Below are 18,984 nucleotides of genomic sequence, written 5' to 3'. Positions count from 1 at the left end.
GCCGGGGCGGCGCCGGGCGGTCGTCCCCGATGCGGCTACTTGAGGGTGGCGGAGGTCAGGCCGGCCTGGATCTGCCGCTGGAAGGAGAGGTAGACCACCAGCATCGGGATCATCGCGATGGTCACGCCCGCGAAGAGCACCGGCAGGTCGGTCTCGTACCCCTGCTGCAGCTGGAGCTGGATCAGGCCCTGGGTGAGCAGGTAGCGCTCGGGGTCCGATCCGGTCTGTGGCTGCATCAGCACCGAGGGCAGGATGTACTGGTTCCACTGGCCCAGGATGTTGAATATCCCGACGCTGATCAGGCCGGGCTTGGCCATCGGGACCATCACCTGGAAGAAGATCCGGGTGTCCGAGGCCCCGTCGATCACCGCCGCCTCGTGCACGGCCGTCGGCAGCGTGCGGAAGAACGAGTGCATGAAGAAGACGGTGAACGGCATCGAGTAGGCGACGTACACCAGGATCAGGCCCTGGTACGTGTTCAGCATGTCGAACCGCTTGACCATGAAGAACAGCGGGACGAGGGCCAGGAAGACGGGGAACATCGCCCCGCTGACGAAGAAGTAGTAGATGAACCGGTTCCCCGGGAAGGGGTAGCGGGCCAGGACGTACGCGGCCATCGACCCGAACAGCATGGTCAGCGGGACCGAGAAGACCATCACGATCAGCGTGTTGGCGAAGTAGTCGCCGATGCCCTTCTCCCAGGCCCGGCCGAAGGCGTCGAAGTGCCAGTTGGAGGGCCAGCTCAGGGCCGACCCGCCGATCTGCGCGTCGGTCTTGAAGGAGCCGAGCGCCAGCCAGAACAGGGGCAGGACGATCAGTACGGCCCAGAGGGCGAGGAAGCCGTGGGAGAAGACGTTGAGGGCGAAGCCCTCGGAGGTGCCCTTGCCCCGCTCCCCGGGACGGCCGCTGCCGCCGGTCCGCTCGGCCGCGGACTCTCCGGGGGCCTTGATCACTGTGGTCATCGTGGTCTCCCGCTCCTAGAACTCGATGCGCTCACGGCGGGTGGCGCGCAGCGTGATGACGGACAGGATCATGGTGAGGACGAGCAGGACCACGCCCATGGCGCAGGCGTAGCCGCTCTTGCCGAAGACCAGGAAGTTGCGCATCAGCACCGTGGCCATGACCTCGCTGTGGTGGTCGGGTCCGCCGCCGAACTGGCCCGAGGTCATCGTCGACACCAGGACGAACATGTCCATGGCGGCGATGCCCAGGTAGACCGCGGAGGTCTGCACGGATTCCCACAGCAGGGGCAGGGTGACCCTGAAGAAGGTCTGGGCGCGCCCGGCGCCGTCGAGCAGGGCGGCCTCGTAGATGTCCTTGGGCACGGACTGCATGGCGGCCGAGAAGAGGACGAGGTAGAAGCCGACCCCGTGCCAGACGACCACCAGCAGCAGGCACCACAGGACGAAGTTGGGTTCGTTGAGCCATTCGACCGGTTCCATGCGGTCGACCAGGCCGAGCTTGATGAGGAACCCGTTGAGCAGGCCGCCCTCGTCGCTGCGGTACACGGCGCCGAAGAGGACCGCGAGGATGGCGAGGGAGAGGACCTGCGGGAAGAAGTAGACGATCTTGTAGAAGCCCGATCCGCGTACGCCCTGGACTCCGCCGGCCCCGCTGCGCCCGCCGGCATTCAGCATGAAGGCGAAGAAGAGGGCGAGCAGGATGGTGACCGCCGGGACGAACACCAGGAGCAGCAGGTTGTGCCAGAGCGCGCCGCGGAAGACCTCGTCCTTCGCCAGTTCCGTGTAGTTGTCCAGGCCGACGAAGTCGAAGGTCGGGGACTGGCCGCTCCAGTTGGTGAAGGAGTAACCGAACGTCTGTACGTACGGCCAGATCACGAAGGTCAGGTACAGCGCGATGGGAGCGAAGAGGAAGCCGACGATGAAACCGGCGCGCCCCTTGCCCTGGGCTACTTGGCTCATGGTGTCCGTCCCTGCGGTACAGGAGATGTCAGCTACGGCGGTTGTTCTTGGCGTTCGGGTCCTGTGCCGCCTTGTTTACCGCAGCCTGGGCCCGCTTGATCCACTCCTTTGGCTGGATCCGCTTGGCCATCAGCTCATTGGACGCGTCCTGGATGGCCGTGTCCATTTCGCTGTACCAGTCGGGGTACAGGTAGTTGAAAGTGTTGTCGCCGGCCGTCTTCAGGGCGGTCACGGCCGACTGGGTGCCCGGCCGGAGCTTCACGTTCGGGTCAACGCCGTCCTTGACCACGGTGAGCGAGTTCGCCTGCTGGGCGAAGAGGGTCGACCATTCGCGGGACAGCATCGAACGGACGAATTCGAGGCCGCCGGCCTTGTTGGCGGCCTTCTCCGGGACGATGAAGGGCTCGCCGGCGCCGGCCCGGATGGCCTCGAAGGGCAGCTTGCTGCCGGCCAGCACGGGCACCGGGAGGAACTGCATGTCGAAGTCGTCCGGAGTCTGCTTGAGCTGCTCGTTCTCCAGCCAGGAGCCGGAGGGGATGAAGGCCGCCTTGTACTGGTTCCAGGCGGTCTGCGACTCCGTGTGGCTGAGGCCGTTGGTGCCCGGCATGAGCAGGCCCTTCTCGACGACCTCGTAGACCGCCTCGACCGCTTCGAGGGCGGCCGCGCTGCCCTCGAAGGCGTTCGGCTCCAGGTTGTCGATCGCCTTCATGGCGTCCAGACCGCCCTTCTTGGCGATCAGGTCCATGATGACGACGTTGATGTAGTACGGGTGCTTGCCCTGGTGGGCCAGGCCGCCGATGCCCGCCTCCTTGGCCTTCGTACAGACCGCGAGGAACTCGTCCCAGGTCTTCGGCGGGGTCCAGCCCTTCTCCTTGAAGAGCTTGCCCGAATACCAGAACCCGAAGACCGTGTACACGTAGTTGAGCGCGACGAACTTGCCGCCCTGGGTGCCCTGTTCGATGGTGCCGGCGATCAGGACGTCTCGGACCGTCTTGTTCGGGTCGTCCAGCGAGGGCGCGTCCAGCACGGGGGTGAGGTCGGCGAGCTGGTTGGCCTTGAAGAGCACGTCCAGCTTGATCTTCTGGGCGCCGGAGTCGTCGACGACGTCCGGCGGCGTGTTGTTGTTGAACCGGGGCTGGAGCTTGGAGGTGATCTCCTGGGTGCCGAGGTGGGTGCTGGTGGTCCCCCACTTCTTGTCGAACGCGGCTTCCCAGGCCTTGGCGTAGTCGTCGCCGAACCCGCCCTTGAAGATCACCACGTCGAGCTTGCTGCCCTTGGCCACGCCGAAGGGGTTGTCCGCGCTCTTGGGAGCGGCGGACGGGCCCTTGGTGGGCTCCTCGCCGCCCGAGGCGCAGGCGGACAGGAAGCTCATCGTCGGCACGGTGATCAGTCCGAGTGCCGCGGAGCGCTTGATCAGGTCACGGCGGCCGAGGCCCTCACCGGTGGATGCCATGCTCATGTCCTCGCCTTCGTCAGAAGTGTGAAGGAGGCAGGAAAACACGGCAGTTGCCGTGCATGCGGACATCTCCGCAGCTCCCCGCCGTCCCCCGGCCCGGGGCCGCTCGTACCGCGATGGCCCGGACGCGCACAGGTATAGTCCACTTCCGCTCGGCTCAGCAAGATCGTGCACAAGGATGGCTGCGGGCTTTTCCGAGTTGAGACCTGTCCGTCATCTGGCACCGCCCGCACGAAAAGCGGAAGGGCCGTACCCCCTTAACGGGGATACGGCCCTTTGGTGCCGGTGTTCAGCCGCGACTAGCCGCGGATGAGGTTCCGGAGCACGTACTGCATGATGCCGCCGTTGCGGTAGTAGTCCGCCTCACCGGGGGTGTCGATGCGGACGACCGCGTCGAACTCCACACCGGTGTCGGTGGTGACCTTCACGGTGCGCGGGGTGGTGCCGTTGTTCAGCTCCTCCACACCGGTGAAGGAGAAGGTCTCCTCGCCGGTCAGGCCCAGGGCGGCGGCCGAGGCGCCCTCCGGGAACTGGAGCGGGAGGACGCCCATGCCGATCAGGTTCGAGCGGTGGATGCGCTCGTAGGACTCGGCGATGACGGCCTTGACGCCGAGCAGCGCGGTGCCCTTGGCCGCCCAGTCGCGCGAGGAGCCGGAGCCGTACTCCTTGCCCGCCAGGATGACCAGCGGGATGCCGGCGGCCTGGTAGTTCTGCGAGGCGTCGTAGATGAAGGAGACCGGCGCGCCGTCGACGGTGAAGTCGCGGGTGAAGCCGCCCTCGGTGCCCGGCGCGATCTGGTTGCGCAGGCGGATGTTGGCGAACGTACCGCGGATCATGACCTCGTGGTTGCCGCGGCGGGAACCGTACGAGTTGAAGTCGCGGCGCTCGACGCCGTGCTCGGTGAGGTACTTGCCGGCCGGGGTGTCGGCCTTGATCGCACCGGCCGGGGAGATGTGGTCGGTGGTGACCGAGTCGCCCAGCTTCGCCAGCACGCGGGCGCCGGCGATGTCGGAGACCGGGGTGGTCTCCATGGTCATGCCCTCGAAGTACGGGGGCTTGCGCACGTAGGTGGACTGCGGGTCCCACTCGAAGGTGTTGCCGGTCGGGATCGGCAGCGCCTGCCACTGGGCGTCGCCCGCGAACACGTCCTGGTAGGACTTGTTGAACATGTCCTCGCCGATGGCGTTGGCGACGACGTCGTTGACCTCGGCCTCGGAGGGCCAGATGTCCTTGAGGAAGACCGGGTTGCCCTCGGTGTCGATACCGATGGCGTCCTTGGTGATGTCCACCTTCATGGAGCCCGCGATGGCGTACGCGACGACCAGCGGCGGGGAGGCCAGGTAGTTCATCTTGACGTCGGGGTTGATCCGGCCCTCGAAGTTGCGGTTGCCGGAGAGCACCGAGGTGACCGCGAGGTCGTGCTCGTTGATCGCCTTCGAGATCTCCTCGTCCAGCGGACCGGAGTTGCCGATGCAGGTGGTGCAGCCGTACCCGACGAGGTTGAAGCCCATCTTGTCGAGGTAGGGGGTGAGGCCGGCCTTGTCGAAGTAGTCGGTGACGACCTTCGAGCCCGGGGCCAGGGTGGTCTTGACCCACGGCTTGCGGGTCAGGCCCTTCTCGACCGCCTTCTTGGCCACGAGCGCCGCGGCGACCATGACGTAGGGGTTCGAGGTGTTGGTGCAGGAGGTGATCGCGGCGACGGTGACGGCGCCGTGGTCGATCTCGAACGAGGTGCCGTCGGCCAGGGTGACCGGGGTGGGCTTGGACGGGGCGCCGTTCGGGTGGTTCGCCGGGGCGTCGGAGGCCGGGAAGGACTCCTTGCCCGCCTCGTCCACGTCGTCGACGTAGTTGCGCACGTCCTGCGCGAACTGTTCGGCGGCGTTGGCGAGGACGATGCGGTCCTGCGGGCGCTTCGGGCCGGCGATGGAGGGGACGACCGTGGAGAGGTCGAGCTCCAGCTTCTCGGAGAAGTCCGGCTCGGCGGCCGGGTCCAGCCACAGGCCCTGCTCCTTGGCGTACGCCTCGACGAGCGCGACCTGCTGCTCGGAGCGGCCGGTGAGCTTCAGGTACTTCAGGGTCTCGCCGTCGATCGGGAAGATCGCGGCGGTGGAGCCGAACTCGGGCGACATGTTGCCGATGGTGGCGCGGTTCGCGAGGGAGGTGGCGGCGACGCCCTCACCGTAGAACTCGACGAACTTGCCGACGACACCGTGCTTGCGCAGCATCTCGGTGATGGTCAGCACCAGGTCGGTGGCGGTGGTGCCGGTGGGCAGCTCGCCGGTCAGCTTGAAGCCGACGACCCGCGGGATCAGCATGGAGACCGGCTGGCCGAGCATCGCGGCCTCGGCCTCGATGCCGCCGACGCCCCAGCCCAGCACGCCGAGGCCGTTGACCATGGTGGTGTGCGAGTCGGTGCCGACCAGGGTGTCGGGGTAGGCCTGGCCGTTGCGGACCATGACCGTGCGGGCCAGGTGCTCGATGTTGACCTGGTGGACGATGCCGGTGCCCGGGGGGACGACCTTGAACTCGTCGAAGGCGGTCTGGCCCCAGCGCAGGAACTGGTAGCGCTCCTTGTTGCGGCCGTACTCCAGCTCCACGTTCTGGGTGAAGGCGTCCTTGGTGCCGAACTTGTCGGCGATGACGGAGTGGTCGATGACCAGCTCGGCCGGGGCCAGCGGGTTGATCTTCGAGGGATCGCCGCCGAGCTCCTTCACGGCCTCGCGCATGGTGGCGAGGTCGACGACGCAGGGCACGCCGGTGAAGTCCTGCATGATCACGCGGGCGGGCGTGAACTGGATCTCCTCGCTGGGCTGCGCCTGGGAGTCCCAGTTGCCGAGCGACCGGATGTGGTCGGCGGTGATGTTCGCGCCGTCCTCGGTACGGAGCAGGTTCTCCAGCAGGACCTTCAGGCTGTACGGCAGCCGGGCGGAGCCCTCCACCTTGTCCAGCCGGAAGATCTCGTACGACTCGTCGCCCACCTGCAGCGTGCTACGGGCGTCGAAGCTGTTCGCCGACACGACAGTCTCCTTCATGCATGAATTCGCGCGTTCTACCGCATCCTGCCGCTTGTGCAGTCTGGCCATTCCGCTAAGGTAAGGCTAAGTTAGGTAACCCTTACCTGCGGGGCGGCTGCGGCTCACCTTTGGCAGATATCTCGATGTCGAGATAACTCTAGTGCATCGTCGCGCGATGGTCATGCACGGGGCCGAGTGTCCTTGCCTGCATGCCCGCCCGCCCTGCCTTCCGGCCGGGGCCGTGAGGACGCGCGGACCAGCAGAGCGGAGGGGACGGTCAGCCCGCCGGAGCGGAACGGGCGGCCGGGCCGGGCGGGGTCGTGCTCGATCCTCTCGACCAGCGCGGCGACCGCCGCCTCGGCGGTCAGCTCCGGGTTCAGGGTCACCGTGGTGACCGGGACCCCGGCCGTCTCGTACGCCGGGTCCTCGCTCGCGCAGACCACCAGCAGGTCGGCCGGCACGGCCAGGCCGTGGCGGGCCGCGGCGGCCAGCACCTGGCGGCCCCCGGGGTCGTAGAGGGAGTAGACCGCGTCCGCCTCGCCCCCGGCGAACACCCGGTCGAAGGCGCGGCCGTCGGCGTCGTCCGGCTCGAAGCGGACCGGCAGCACCGGCCGCCCCCGTTCCGCACACCACTCCTCGTACGTCCGGGTCACCGCATGCGTGTAGTACTCGCTGCCGAACCCGCCGTGCAGCGCGATCCGCCGGGCACCGGCCGCGGCCAGATGGCCGAGCACCTCGCGGGTGGTCGCCGCGTGGTCGTTGTCCACCCAGGTGTCGCCGGGGCGCGGGGCGGCGGGCCGGCCGTCGAAGACCACGGGGATGCCGCGGGCGCGCAGGGCCCGCAGCACCGGATCGCCCTCGGGGCTGTCGAGCAGCAGCATTCCGTCGACGGCCAGGGTGTGCCAGAGCGCCTCGGCGCCCCGCTCGGCGGGCAGCGTGGTGAGGGCGTACCCGCGGGCGTGGGCGGCGGAGGTGGCGGCGGTCAGCCACCGGGAGAAGTAGGTGACGGCGACGTAGTTCCAGGAGGACCCGGCGAAGGTGGTGACGGCCAGGCCGAGCGTGCGGGTGCGCGGGGCGCGCGGGGCCCCGTACCCGAGGCCGGTCGCGACCTCGCGGACCCGGCGGCGGGTGGCGTCGGCGACCCGGCCGGTGCCGTTGAGGGCGTGCGAGACCGTCGCGGTGGACACCTCGGCGGCGCGCGCGATGTCGGCGATGGTCGGTCCTGCGGGCACGCCGGTCATCGTACGGATCCCGGCCCGGATTCCGTAGGGGCGGGAGTGGCACCGGAGCGGGCCGCGGTCCTGGCTCCGTCCGGGTGCCGGTGCGGAATCCGTCGTCCGGGGCGGGTTCTGGTTAAGGGGTTAATCACCCAGTGTCCTGGCCACAGCCAACGTTTGGAGTGGTCATGACGTCTTCTCTGTCCCGGCGGGGACTTCTCGCGGCCGCGGGTGCCGCCGGCGCGGCGGGTCTGCTCGGCGCGGCGGAGGCCGGTACGGCCCATGCGGCGACGGCACCCGTCCCGGCTCCGGGGCAGGCCGCACCGGCCCGCGGCCCCCGGTCCGCCGCGCTGATCATCCACAACGCCCGGGTGTTCACCGGGACCCCCGGCCGGGCGCCGGTGGAGGCGGTGGCCGTCGGCCGGGACGGGAAGATCCTCGCCACCGGCAGCGGCTCCGCCCTGAGACGGCTGATCGGCCGGGACACCGAGGTGGTCAACGGCCGCGGCAACACGGTGATGAGCGGGATCCACGACGGCCACGTCCACCCCCTGGGCGCCGGCGACCGCTCGCTGCGGCCCTCCCTCGACGGCGCGGAGACCACCGTCGCCGAACTCCAGGAGATCCTGCGCGGATTCCTCGCCGACACGGGCGGCGGCACGGCTGCCGAACCGGACGGCTGGCTGGTGGTGGAGGACTGGAACCCGGTCGGGCTGCTGCCCACCGGCACGGTGCCGCACCACTCCCTGCTGGACGCCCTCCCGACCCGCCGGCCGGTCGCACTGGTCGGCGGCGACGGCCACAACATGTGGGTGAACCGGCGCGCCCTGGACATTGCGGGCATCACCTCCGCCACGCCCGACCCGGCCGGCGGGAGGATCGTCAAGGACGCGGCCGGGAAGCCGACGGGGGTGCTGAAGGACGACGCCCAGGAGCTGGTGAAGCGCCACATCCCGGCGCCCACCCGGGAGCAGCTGGTGGCGGCCTGCGCGAAGGTGCTGGAGCAGGCGGCCGCCTCCGGTGTCACGACCATGATGGATGCGCTGGCCGGGCGGCACGAGCTGGAGCTGTACCGGGCGCTGTCGGCGGCCGGGAAGCTGCCGCAGCGGATCGTGCCGGCGCTGCGGCTGGAGGTGGAGCAGACCCGGGACCCGGCGGGCGCCCTGGCGTACGCGCGGGGCCTGGCCCGGGAGTTCGAGGGGGTGCGGGGGCTGCGCTTCGGCATGGTGAAGGTGTTCCTGGACGGGGTCATCGAGTACCCGGCACAGACCGCGGCCCTGCTGGAGCCGTACCTCGACGGCACGACCGGGAAGCCGACGGCCAACCGCGGCGAGCTGTACACCTCGGCCGCCGAGTACGGCCGGCTGACGGCCGCGTTCAACCGGGCCGGCTGGCAGATGCACGCCCACGGGCTGGGCGACCGGGCGGTCCGGACGGCCCTCGACGGGTACGCGTACGCCCGCCGCACCACCGGGCAGCGCGACCCGCGCAACGCGATCGCGCACCTGCAGATCGTGGACCCGGCGGATCTGCGGCGCTTCGCGCAGCTGGGCGTCGCGGCCTGCATGCAGCTGCAGTGGGCGGCGCGGGACACCTGGACGATGGAGGCCCTGCTGCCGTACATCGGCCCGAAGCGGCACCGCTGGATGTATCCGGCACGCAGCCTGGAGCGGGCCGGGGCCCGGCTGACCGGCGGTTCCGACTGGCCGGTGGACGCGCTGCAGGTGTGGAACCAGCTGCGGACGGCCATCGACCGGCGGGGCGCGCACGGGAAGGGCGAGCTGTACCGGGAGCTGGAGGGGCTGAGCCGGTCCTCGGCCCTGCGGATGCACACGCTGGGCACGGCCTGGCAGCTCCGCCAGGACGGGCTGACCGGGACGGTGGAGCAGGGCAAGGCGGCGGATCTGGTGCTGCTGGACCGGGATGTGACGCGCTGCCCGGTGGCCGACATCAGCGACACCCGGGTGGAGCTCACCCTGGTGGCCGGGCGTGCGGTGCACGACGTGCACTCGGCGGCCGGGCGGGCGGCCGCGGCCCGGCTGTCCCGCGCGGCCTCGGGCGCGCGCCCCGCCTCGTACGCCTCGGTCCACCCGGCCGGCCGCCACCACGCCTGTGGCCACTGAACAGCAGCCGTGACCGTTTTGCGAGTTCTACCCCGAACCGGTATGGATGGCCGGGTTTACCGGAACACTCCATGCTGGTGAAGGCGGCTGCCGGGGTGCCGCAGAGCACATCTGACGGCGGGTAACACCCGTCTGCCACACCCAACGCGAGCGCAATCTCATATCTGAGATACCGTGCACCCATGGCAGACGACTACCTCGTACGCATCGGCAAGCTCATCCGTGACGCCCGGCAGCACCGGGGCTGGACACAGAGTCAGCTTGCCGATGCGCTCGGCACCAGCCAGAGCGCAGTGAACCGGATCGAGCGCGGCAACCAGAACATCAGCCTTGAGATGATCGCCCGAATCGGTGAAGCGCTCGACAGCGAAATCGTCTCGCTGGGTTACGCCGGCCCCATGCACCTGCGGGTCGTCGGCGGCCGCCGCCTGTCCGGCGCCATCGACGTCAAGACGAGCAAGAACGCGTGTGTGGCGCTGCTCTGCGCGTCCCTCCTCAACAAGGGCCGCACCGTCCTGCGCCGGGTCGCCCGCATCGAAGAGGTCTACCGGCTGCTGGAGGTCCTGGGCTCCATCGGCGTCCGCACCCGCTGGATCAACGGCGGCGTCGACCTCGAACTCGTGCCCCCGGCCCGCCTCGACATGGACGCCATCGACGCGGAGGCCGCCCGCCGCACCCGGAGCATCATCATGTTCCTGGGCCCGCTGCTGCACCGGATGGACCAGTTCCGGCTGCCCTACGCGGGCGGCTGCGACCTGGGCACCCGCACCATCGAGCCGCACATGATCGCGCTGCGCCGGTTCGGCCTGGACATCACCGCCACCGAGGGCATCTACCACGCCAAGGTCGCCTCCGGCGTCTCCCCCGACCGCCCGATCGTGCTGACCGAGCGCGGGGACACGGTCACCGAGAACGCGCTGCTGGCCGCAGCCCGCCACGACGGCGTCACGGTCATCCGCAACGCCTCCTCCAACTACATGGTCCAGGACCTGTGCTTCTTCCTGGAGGCGCTCGGCGTGAAGGTGGAGGGCATCGGCAGCACCACCCTCACCGTCCACGGCGTGCCCACCATCGACGTGGACGTGGACTACTCCCCCTCCGAGGACCCGGTCGAGGCGATGAGCCTGCTGGCCGCGGCCGTGGTCACCGAGTCCGAACTGACCATCCGGCGCGTCCCGATCGAGTTCATGGAGATCGAACTCGCGGTCCTGGAGGAGATGGGCCTGGACCACGACCGCTCGGCGGAGTACACGGCCGACAACGGCCGCACCCGCCTGGTCGACCTCACGGTCCGCCCCTCCAAACTCGAAGCCCCGATCGACAAGATCCACCCGATGCCGTTCCCCGGGCTGAACATCGACAACGTCCCGTTCTTCGCGGCCATCGCCGCCGTGGCCCAGGGCCAGACCCTGATCCACGACTGGGTGTACGACAACCGCGCGATCTACCTCACGGACCTCAACCGCCTCGGCGGCCGCCTCCAGCTCCTGGACCCCCACCGCGTCCTGGTCGAGGGCCCGACCCGCTGGCGCGCCGCGGAAATGATGTGCCCCCCGGCACTCCGCCCGGCGGTGGTCGTCCTCCTCGCGATGATGGCGGCGGAAGGCACGTCGGTGCTGCGCAACGTGTACGTCATCAACCGCGGCTACGAGGAACTGGCGGAACGCCTCAACTCGGTGGGCGCCCAGATCGAAATCTTCAGGGACATCTAAAGGCCGCGAATCCGGACCCCGCCCGACCCGGGCGGGGTCCTTGGCGTAAAACCATCTGGATCATCCGGGCAGAACAGGCATCCTTCACAGAGGCACTGACGGTGTCTCAGAGCTGAAGGGGTGGGGGATGGGGCTTCCGGAGCCGGTGGGACGGCAGTCGGACGTGGCGTACCTGCCCGCGGCCGGCCATCACGTGGTTCTCGGTACGGCGGGAACCGGCAAGACCGTGATGGCCATGCTGCGGGCGCTGTACTTGTCGGATCCAGGAGTGGCGGGATCCGGCAGAACTCTGCTCGTGACCTACAACAACGCCCTCGTCTCCTACCTCAAACACTTCGCCGGCGAAACCGACCGGCTCGACATCCGCACCTACGGCCGGTTCGCCCGCGGCTTCCTGCATCACCACGGCGCCATGAAGGGCCAGGCGATTGCCCCGTCCTACATTCGTCGGCGGCTGATCCGGTCCGCGCTCAAGGCTGTGGCCTCGAAATACGCGACGCACAAGTTCTTCGAGAGGGATCCCGGATGGTTCGAGGACGAGATCGCCTGGATCTCCGGTATGGGCCTGCGCACTTGGGAGGCGTACGAGGCCGTTGACCGGCTGGGCCGCCGGACGCCCCTCAGCGTCTCGCTGCGCGAGGTCGTGTGGAAGATCGCGGAGGAGTACCGGCTGCAGCGGGCAGCGGCGGGCCACGCGTACGACTGGCACGACATGGCCGCCGCCGTGCGCGACCACCAGGCCGCGGACGACGGGCCGCGGATGTACCGGCACGTGATCATCGACGAAGGCCAGGACCTCTCCCCGGAGGAGATCCGGTCCCTCGCGGAGGTCGTCGACCCCGAGGGCTCTGTGACCTTCTTCGGCGACTACGCCCAGCAGATCTACGGGCAGGGCATGTCGTGGCGGGCCTGCGGCCTGAAGGTGGCCCGCGTCGAGATGTTCAAGGACAACTATCGCAATTCGACCGCCATCGCCGAGTTCGCCATCGCCCTGAGCGAGTTGCCCTTCTTCGGCCGCACCGACGAGCTAGTGCCACCGGTCGCGCCCCGCTCCAAGGGTTCGCTGCCCACACTTGTCGCGTGCGCAGACCGCGCACAGGAGGTATCGGTGATCCGGTCGACTGCCCAGCAGCTGGGCCAGGTGGGGACGGTCGCCGTACTCGGCCGTACCTGGGCCGATGTGGACGAGGCCTGCGCGGGCCTGACGGTCCGGCGGATCGACAAGGACCAGAAGTTCCGCTGGGACTACGCGCCGGGGGTGTACTGCACCACGTACCACTCAGCGAAGGGCCTCGAGTTCGACACGGTCCTGATGCCCTTCTGCTCTGGGGACACCGTGCCCCTCCCCGAGGTGGTCAAGGCCCTGGGCGTGGACGACGCGGACGAGCGGGAGTCGAAGCTCCTCTACGTCGGCATCACTCGCGCCAAGTCGGACCTGGTCATCACCTACAGCGGAACGAAGACGCGCCTGCTGCCCGAGGGCGACGGCCTGTGCGCGGAGGTGCAGCCGTGACCCGTACCAGTGGCCTCGCCCTGGCCGAAGCGCTGCAACGGAGCAAAGCCACCCGGCTCGCTCACTTCACCCCTGCCCGCAGCTTCCCGCATATCCTGCGCGACGGGGCGATCCGCAGCAGCAAGGACCTCGCGGAAGCGGCACCCGAGCAGTTCACCCCCACCGATCGCGAGCGGTTCGACCAACATCCCGACAAGGTCTGCTGCACCTTCCAGTTCCCCAACGGCTACTACCTGGCACAGGCTCGGCAGAAGCCCGACCACCAGAACTACCCGGACTGGATCTGCCTGTTCCTGGACGTGGAGCTGGCCCTGCGCGAAGGCACGCTCTTCGCGCCGTGCAACGCGGCGAGGCAGAACGGCGCGCGGCTGCGCCCTGGCCCCGAGGCGCTGCTGGAACTCTTCGCCGCGACGAGCGATAACTGGCCACGCGGAGCGGGCCATCTGCAGGGGGCCGCCACCAACTTGCAGGCGGAGGTGCTGGTACCGGGCCCCATTGAACTCAAACACGTACTGGCCGTCGCCATGCCCAGCCACGAGGCAGTGACCAACGAGCTGGCGCGGCTCCGCGTCCTCAAGGCAGAAGTACCGCCTTTGACCTGGCTCGTGGAGCCGGTGCTGTTTGATAGGAACCGACTGAGCAGCCGCGTGCGCAACGGGCCTCCCCTCACCGAGGCCGTCTGGGTGCCGCCGCAGAGTGATGGGATGACCCGGTGACCGGACAGAAGCCGGCAGACCTGTTGGACCGTACCCGCGGCCTGCTGTTCGGGGCGGCCGTCGGTGATGCCTTGGGCTGGCCACAGGAGCAGCGCAGCGGCATCGTCGGAGGCCAGGCCTCGCGCACCACAGCGCCGGCTCTCGCCTTCCGCCCGTGGCTGCGCTGGGCCGGTAGCCAGTACAACCGCTACCGGGACCCGGTCGCAGCGGGCGAGTACAGCGACGACACCCAGCTGCTGCTCGCCACGGCTCGCGCCTGCCTGCGCGGAGACGACTGGCGAACCTGGCTCACCGAAGTCGAGCTCCCGGCATGGCCGCTCTACCAGCGCGGTGGCGGTCGGGCCGTGCTCAGCGCGTGCCGCAGCTGGCAGGCCGGTGCCCGTCCTTGGGAGGGTCAACGCACGAAAGCCGGCGCCTACTTCAACGCCGGCGCGAACGGCGTGGCCATGAGGATCGCGCCCCACGCCGTCCACACGCTGACCGACTCCTCTCCCGAGCGGCTGATGTCGCGTGTGGTGGCCGACGGGGTACTGACCCACGGGCATCCGCGCGCGCTGCTCGGCGCGGCGGTCTACGCCCTGGCCATCCGACACACGCTCCGTCAGCAGGACGCCGGCGAGTACGGGGACGTCGTGCTCGCCGTGGCCGACATGCCACAGTGGCGCGACCCCGTCCTCGCGCGCGGGGCCCTCCCCGAGGGCTGGTCGGCCGCCTTCACGGACGCCACCGGTGGTTCGTTCGACACAGCATGGGCCGACACCGCTCGGGAGATGGACGAGCTGCTCGCAACGGCGCGATCATCTTTGGAGCGGGCTGCCCTTGCCGACGACGCGCAGACCCTCGCGGCACTCGGCTGCTTCGACAAGCAGCGCAACGGCGCGGGAACCGTCTCGGCGGCCGCCGCCTGCTACCTGGCGGCACGTTCCTCCGTACGTCCGACCATGGGGCTGCTCAGGGCTGCCTTCCTGGACCGTGCCGATACCGACACGCTCGCCTCGATGACCGCCGCGCTGCTCGGCGCCCTGCACGGCACGGACTGGATCGCGCCGCTCATGCGCGAGGTACAGGACGACGCCTGCCTCTCGCGCACGGCCGCCGCGTTGATCGAACCGCTCCCTGCCGCGGACGCGACCGAGAAGGAGCGCCCGGAGGTGCAACAGGCCCAGTGGCTCAGCTCCCTCGCGGAGGACGGGAGCACGGAGCGGTTCGTTGACGGCCGCGCTGTGACACAGGTGCGGCATTACAGCCTGGACAGCAAGAGCCAGGACGTCACGCGCTTCGCACTGACCCTGGACGACGGCCAGTCGCTGTACGTGGATCGCGCGGTGAAGCGGGGAGGGTCTCCGGCCCTCGTAGGGCAGGAGCCACCTGCCGCACCCGCCGCGACGGTGACCCGTATGGCCATCCACGTACGCAACCTCGCGGAGACCCGGAAGTTCTACGGCGAGGTGCTCGGGCTTCCTGTGCAAGACAGGGGGCCTGTGCTCTATGTGACGCCCTGGCTAGCCCTGTTGGAGATGTCGGGCCCCCTGGACACTCCGACGGCAGGACCGTTGCAGTTCACCGTGCAGACCTCGGACCCGGCGCGCATCTCGGCCATGGTGGAGAAGTACAACGTGCCGGTCACCCCGCGGGGGCCCCGCGACATCCCGGGCTCTCTGCGGGTGATCGACCCGGACGGCCACGAGGTCCTGGTTTGGCCGGTGGATGGGCGTCCCGTCGCATAGCAGGACCTCGTGGCGGTATGCCGTCTCAAGGGGAACGGGTCCTCGCCATCCGTGGCGGAGGCCTCGCGCGTCTCCGAGATCGTCACGCGGTGGCTGGAGGGGCAGACCCAACCCCCGCACATACCAGCGCTACGAACAACGGGTTGGAGGACTCCTCCCTCAGACTCGTCTTCACGAACCTGTCGTCCGCGTTCGACCTCGTCGTGGACGATGAGCTGCTCCGCAACCCACCGCCGGCTTACGTTGACGGCACGGTGGCCGGCCTCAGGCCGGCTTGCGCCACACGGAGACGTGCTTCGCGGAGTCCTGGGTGAACGGCGCCCCGTCCCAGTCCGCGACGCGACGTTCCATCTCGAGCCCGGCGATCCGTGCCATCAGATCGAGCTCTGCCGGCCAGGCGTAGCGGTGCCGGGAATTGCCGCGGCGGTAGCGGACGTCGTCGCCGTCGCCGTCGCGGGTGAAGTGGTGCGAGACGAGAATCTGCTCGACGAGGTCGAAGGTGTCGAAGCCGAGATGCTGCTCGGAGACGTCGAACGGCACCGCGACCTGGCCGGGCGGCAGGAACCGCAGCGGCGGCACGCCCAGCTCGATGACGAATCGGCCGCCGGGCTCCAGATGACGTGCGGCGTTGCGGAAGCACTCGACCTGCTCGTCCTGCGTGAGCAGGTTCGTGATGGTGTTGTAGACGAGATAGACCAGGGAGAACTCGCCGGGAACGACGGTGGTGGCCATGTCCCCGATGACCACCGGGAGAGCGTCCTCGTCGATCTTGCGCCGCAGCACCGCTGCCATGTGCTCGGACAGTTCGATGCCCACGACCGGCACGCCGCGTTCCCGGAGCGGGACGCCCACCCGTCCGGTCCCGATGGCGAACTCCAGTGCCCGGCCGTCTCCGGCGAGCTCGGCGAGGAAGGCGAGAGTCGGTCCGAGAACGGCGGCCGAGGACATCTCGGTCTCCTCGGCGTCGTAGCGGTCGGCGGTCGCACGGGTCCACAGCTCACTGTTCGTCACGGGTGGCCACTTTGCCGGGTACCGAGGGGCGCTGTCGACGCATTTCCCTTCCACCTGCTCCGATCACACGGTTCGGGGCGGGCCGGTACTTGACCCTTCTCTGCCAGGCCCGCACCTCCGGCTTGGGCACGCCGCGAACCGCACGGCCCTGCGGGGGATCGCCGAGCCGGGCAGTTCGTCCGGCCCGGCGATCCCGGGTGGTTCATGCGGAGACGGGCGGCCGTTCGGCGGCGATCGTGTCGAGCAGCAGTTTCGCGGCCACCGTCGTCCCGTCGGTGCGGATCGTGGCGGCCACGGCGGCAGCCCGTGCGCGGGTTTCGGGGGTCAGGGCCGTCCGGAGTGCGGCCGACAGGGACTCGAAGGTCGGGGTCGGGCCTTCGTGTGCCGCGCCGATGCCCAGCTCGGCCACCCGGCCGGCCCAGTACGGCTGGTCCACGAGCTGGGGGACCAGCACCTGGGGAGCGCCGGCCCGGGCGGCCGCCGTCGTGGTGCCCGCGCCGCCGTGGTGCACGACGGCGGCCACCCGGCGGAACAGCGCCTGGTGGTTGACCTCGCCGACGGCGAAGCAGTCGTCCTGGTCGTCGATCAGGCCGAGGTCGGCCCAGCCGCGGGAGACGAGGACGCGGCGGCCCTGTGCGCGCACCGCCTCGACGGCCACCCGGGCGACGTCCGTCGACTCGCGCATGGGCATGCTGCCGAAGCCCACGTACACCGGCGGTTCGCCGGCGTCCAGGAACGCCTCCAACTCGGCCGACAGCGGCCGTTCGTCCGGCAGGATCCACACGCCGGTCTGTACGACGTCCAGGTCCGCCGGCTCCTGCCACGGCGCCAGGACCGCGTCGGCCGCCAGCCACGGCCGGTCGGTGAAGACGTGGCTGCGGACGTCGTCCACCGGCGGCAGGCCGACCGACACCCGGTGAGCGTTGATCCCCGGGCCGTACAGCGCGTTGAAGGCCTGGGCGTTCAGATCCCACATCTCCCGGTTGTCGGTCATGCCCGGCGGGAACGGCCAGAGCGGCAGCGGGTGCGGCTCGTGGTACGGCGACGGCAGCATGGACGGGAAGTAGCTCACGTACACGAAGGGGATGCCCAGTTCCTCGGCCGCCGACCGCGCCGCGGCCACCGCCGGAACCAGGCCGGTCGCCACCACCGCGTCACATCCCTCGGCCGCCGCCGCGACCGCCTCGTACTGCGCGGCCACCAACGCGGCCGCGCGCTGGGGCAGACCCTCGGCCGACGGCGCCGTCGTCCCGGTCACCACCGTGCGTACCGGCTCGGCGGCCGGCACCAACTCCACACCCACACCGGCCAGCAGCTTCGCGAACTCCTCGTCCGGCGGCGCGCACACCCGCACCTCCGCGCCGAGTTCCCGCAACCGCACCGCGAGCCCCACCATCGGCTGGACATCCCCGCGCGACCCGTACGTCGACAACAACACGCGCACTTGCGACTCCCCGTTTTCTGCATGTTCTGGCCTAGGTTGGCGATTCTGCGGCACGCCCCGGGTCTTGCCGCAAGCCCCCTCGTGCGCTATACGTTGAGAGTGGAAAGGCGTGGGTACTCCCCTTTCCCTCCCCGGTAGGTCTTCCAAGTGGCTTGCACGGCACCCGCATTCATCGCAGGGCGAGCGGGGTCTCGGATCCGACGCGGGTCAGCTTCTCCGGGTTGCGGACGTAGTAGAGGCCGGTGATGCGGGCGTCCTCGACACGGACCGCCATGACGCCGTCGAGCTCCCCGTCCAGGTACACGAGGAGTGCCGGGTTGCCGTTGGCCGTGGTGGGAGCGACGGTGATCGGGAGGGTGTTCTTGCCGAGGCCGCCGGCCATGAAGTGGGCCACCCTGTCGGCGCCGACGACCGGGCGCAGCGCGGCCCGCTTGACGCCGCCGCCATCGCTCACCAGGACGACGTCCGGGGCGAGTACGTCGAGGAGGTCCTGCGGGTTGCCGGTTTCGAGTACGCGCCGGAACGACTCCAGAGCCGCCCGGGTCTCGCTCGGGGAGACCACCGTGCGGGGGCGGCGGGCCTCCACGTGCCGGCGGGCGCGGTGCGCGATCTGGCGAACGGCTGCGGGGCTCTTGTCGACGGCGGCCGCGATCTCGTCGTAGCCGACATCGAAGACCTCGCGCAGCACGAAGACGGCGCGTTCGGTCGGCGACAGCGTCTCCAGGACGAGCATCATCGCCATCGACACACTCTCGGCGAGTTCGACGTCCTCGGCCACGTCCGGCGCGGTGAGCATCGGCTCGGGCAGCCACTGGCCGACGTACGACTCCCTGCGGCGCTGCATGGTGCGCAGCCGGTTGAGCGACTGCCGGGTCGTGATCCGGACCAGGTAGGCACGCCGGTCGCTCACCTGCCCCAGGTCGACCGCGACCCACCGCAGCCAGGTCTCCTGGAGGACGTCTTCGGCATCGGCCGCCGATCCGAGCATCTCGTAGGCGACGGTGAAGAGCAGGTTGCGATGGGCAACGAACGTCTCGGTCGCCGGGTCGGTGGCGTGATCCACAGCAAGGTCCTTTTCATTGACAGCCGTTCGATCATGAGACACCGCCCGGCCGACCGCTGTGACAAC

The 18,984-nt window shown here is 69.6% G+C and carries 13 protein-coding genes; 5 read left to right on the top strand and 8 right to left on the bottom strand.

Annotated features, from left to right (window positions below):
• Positions 1-35: 35 nt before the first annotated feature.
• The 5 genes from AB0447_RS09085 to AB0447_RS09065 form a co-directional block, all read right to left on the bottom strand.
• On the bottom strand, positions 36-962 hold the full coding sequence (locus AB0447_RS09085) for a carbohydrate ABC transporter permease (protein ID WP_366475904.1): 927 nt from the start codon (positions 960-962) through the stop codon (positions 36-38).
• 15 nt (positions 963-977) lie between these two features.
• Positions 978-1,922 (bottom strand): sugar ABC transporter permease, encoded by a 945-nt coding sequence (locus AB0447_RS09080; RefSeq protein ID WP_366475903.1) that lies wholly within the window; start codon positions 1,920-1,922, stop codon positions 978-980.
• A 28-nt stretch (positions 1,923-1,950) separates the two neighbouring features.
• Positions 1,951-3,381: an N-acetylglucosamine/diacetylchitobiose ABC transporter substrate-binding protein gene (ngcE, locus tag AB0447_RS09075; protein WP_366475902.1), complete on the bottom strand. Its 1,431-nt coding sequence runs from the start codon at positions 3,379-3,381 to the stop codon at positions 1,951-1,953.
• Positions 3,382-3,677: 296 nt separating this feature from the next.
• Positions 3,678-6,395: an aconitate hydratase AcnA gene (gene acnA, locus AB0447_RS09070; protein ID WP_366475901.1), complete on the bottom strand. Its 2,718-nt coding sequence runs from the start codon at positions 6,393-6,395 to the stop codon at positions 3,678-3,680.
• 176 nt (positions 6,396-6,571) lie between these two features.
• Positions 6,572-7,633: a LacI family DNA-binding transcriptional regulator gene (locus AB0447_RS09065; protein WP_366475900.1), complete on the bottom strand. Its 1,062-nt coding sequence runs from the start codon at positions 7,631-7,633 to the stop codon at positions 6,572-6,574.
• A gap of 164 nt (positions 7,634-7,797) precedes the next feature.
• Between AB0447_RS09065 and AB0447_RS09060 the strand changes: the two genes are divergently transcribed.
• The 5 genes from AB0447_RS09060 (at position 7,798) to AB0447_RS09040 (ending at position 15,400) form a co-directional block, all read left to right on the top strand.
• Positions 7,798-9,732, top strand: a complete 1,935-nt coding sequence (locus tag AB0447_RS09060) for an amidohydrolase (protein ID WP_366475899.1) — start codon at positions 7,798-7,800, stop codon at positions 9,730-9,732.
• 182 nt (positions 9,733-9,914) lie between these two features.
• The gene (locus AB0447_RS09055) at positions 9,915-11,444 is read left to right on the top strand and encodes a UDP-N-acetylglucosamine 1-carboxyvinyltransferase (RefSeq protein ID WP_366475898.1); all 1,530 of its coding nucleotides are present in this window, start codon (positions 9,915-9,917) and stop codon (positions 11,442-11,444) included.
• 127 nt (positions 11,445-11,571) lie between these two features.
• A complete protein-coding gene (locus AB0447_RS09050; protein ID WP_366475897.1) occupies positions 11,572-12,957 on the top strand; it encodes a 3'-5' exonuclease in 1,386 nt (461 codons plus the stop codon).
• Positions 12,954-13,673, top strand: a complete 720-nt coding sequence (locus tag AB0447_RS09045) for a DarT ssDNA thymidine ADP-ribosyltransferase family protein (RefSeq protein WP_366475896.1) — start codon at positions 12,954-12,956, stop codon at positions 13,671-13,673. Before AB0447_RS09050 ends, AB0447_RS09045 begins: the two co-directional genes overlap by 4 nt.
• Positions 13,670-15,400, top strand: coding sequence for an ADP-ribosylglycohydrolase family protein (locus tag AB0447_RS09040; RefSeq protein WP_366475895.1), 1,731 nt, complete (start codon positions 13,670-13,672; stop codon positions 15,398-15,400). The genes AB0447_RS09045 and AB0447_RS09040 overlap by 4 nt, the downstream gene beginning before the upstream one ends.
• A gap of 264 nt (positions 15,401-15,664) precedes the next feature.
• Here the strand turns inward: AB0447_RS09040 and AB0447_RS09035 are convergent, their stop codons facing one another.
• The 3 genes from AB0447_RS09035 to AB0447_RS09025 all read right to left on the bottom strand — a co-directional run bounded on the left by AB0447_RS09035 (position 15,665) and on the right by AB0447_RS09025 (position 18,918).
• Positions 15,665-16,411, bottom strand: a complete 747-nt coding sequence (locus tag AB0447_RS09035) for a class I SAM-dependent methyltransferase (protein WP_366475894.1) — start codon at positions 16,409-16,411, stop codon at positions 15,665-15,667.
• 202 nt (positions 16,412-16,613) lie between these two features.
• Positions 16,614-17,855, bottom strand: coding sequence for a glycosyltransferase (locus tag AB0447_RS09030; protein ID WP_366475893.1), 1,242 nt, complete (start codon positions 17,853-17,855; stop codon positions 16,614-16,616).
• A gap of 169 nt (positions 17,856-18,024) precedes the next feature.
• Positions 18,025-18,918: an RNA polymerase sigma-70 factor gene (locus tag AB0447_RS09025; RefSeq protein ID WP_366475892.1), complete on the bottom strand. Its 894-nt coding sequence runs from the start codon at positions 18,916-18,918 to the stop codon at positions 18,025-18,027.
• Between the last annotated feature and the right edge of the window lie 66 nt (positions 18,919-18,984).

Origin of the sequence: Streptomyces sp. NPDC051211 (assembly GCF_040689505.1) — a bacterium.
In the GTDB taxonomy this organism is placed as follows: Bacteria; Actinomycetota; Actinomycetes; order Streptomycetales; family Streptomycetaceae; genus Streptomyces.
This window is presented reverse-complemented; position numbering and strand designations above follow the sequence as displayed.